This window comes from Phormidesmis priestleyi ULC007 (assembly GCF_001895925.1).
GTDB lineage: Bacteria > Cyanobacteriota > Cyanobacteriia > Leptolyngbyales > Leptolyngbyaceae > Phormidesmis_A > Phormidesmis_A priestleyi_A.
Map to the genome: position 1 here is coordinate 1 of NZ_MPPI01000111.1, position 1,137 is coordinate 1,137.

Annotated in this window: 1 protein-coding gene and 1 pseudogene; both read left to right on the forward strand. The window is 49.7% G+C overall.

Annotated features, from left to right (window positions below; translation table 11 throughout):
• Positions 1-263, forward strand: a pseudogene (locus tag BRW63_RS30205) (IS4 family transposase); the annotation flags it as partial.
• Positions 254-847, forward strand: a complete 594-nt coding sequence (locus BRW63_RS27030) for an IS66 family transposase (RefSeq protein ID WP_083583282.1) — start codon at positions 254-256, stop codon at positions 845-847. The pseudogene BRW63_RS30205 and the gene BRW63_RS27030, both read left to right, overlap by 10 nt.
• Positions 848-1,137: the final 290 nt, after the last annotated feature.

The following is a 1,137-nucleotide window of genomic DNA, read 5'->3' on the forward strand; positions in this document are numbered from 1 at the left end:
GTGGCTTTTGCCTGGAGGCAACCCAGATCAAAGACCCCGAACGACTCAAGAAGCTCATCGCGCTCTTAACCTTGGCATTCTGCTGGGCGCATCGGGTCGGGGAGGGGGTCGGGGAACATCAGACCATCCCCCTCAAAAAACATGGACGCAAAGCTAGGAGCATCTTTCGCACCGGGTTAGATCACCTCCGCCAGATTTTACTCAACCTCGAGACTCATCAAGCGCACTTTGTTCAAGTTCTAAACCTTTTGTCCTGTACTTAGGGAAAAGCTATACCCAGTATGAGTGTGACCATGCTTTATGCAATGCTCATCACTTGCGCGAACTCGAATTCATCTATGAGCGCTATCAGCAGGTTTGGGCAGAAGAAATGGGCATCTTATTGCGTGACCTCAAACAGCAAGTAGACCATGCCAAAGACCAGGGCGAAGCAACCCTCAACCCAGACCTTGTGCAGTGGTTTGAAGAGCGCTATCAGATGCTCGTAACAGCAGGACTTGCAGCGAATCCATTGCCAGATTTACGACCTGATGCCGTAAAACCGCGTGGGCGACCCAAGCAGTCGCCCGCCAAAAACTTACTTGACCGTTTACAACAGCACCAATCGCAGGTGTTGGCATTTATGCACGATTTCCGCGTTCCCTTTGATAACAATCAAGCCGAGCGTGACTTGCGCATGATGAAATTGAAGCAGAAGATATCCGGCGGGTTTCGCTCAGTCGAAGGGGCGCAGATGTTTGGTCGCATTCGGGGCTACATTTCCACGCTCAAGAAGCAAGGATTCAATGTGTTGGACGCACTCAAGCAAGTGTTCTTGAGCAATCCGACTATCCCTCAACCTGAGTAGTTACGTTTAATCAGTCCTCAGAACGAGGCTAACTCTAGCTCAATCCGCCGGGGCATGGATGCGGATCTGTCGCATTCACAAATCAAATGGGTATGACTTTCGGGAATTGTGGCATGAATTCTAGACCTCCTTCGTGAAAGTCTTTGAGGATCAGCAGCGGTTCTGCTGGAACATTAACTCAGATCTTGCAGCCTTCTCGATAAGGGGTTGCTAAACGGCTAAAAGTCTGTAAGAAAGGGCGTAGAAAATAGAATTGGACGGTTATGGAAACCATCTTGAAACACGCCCAA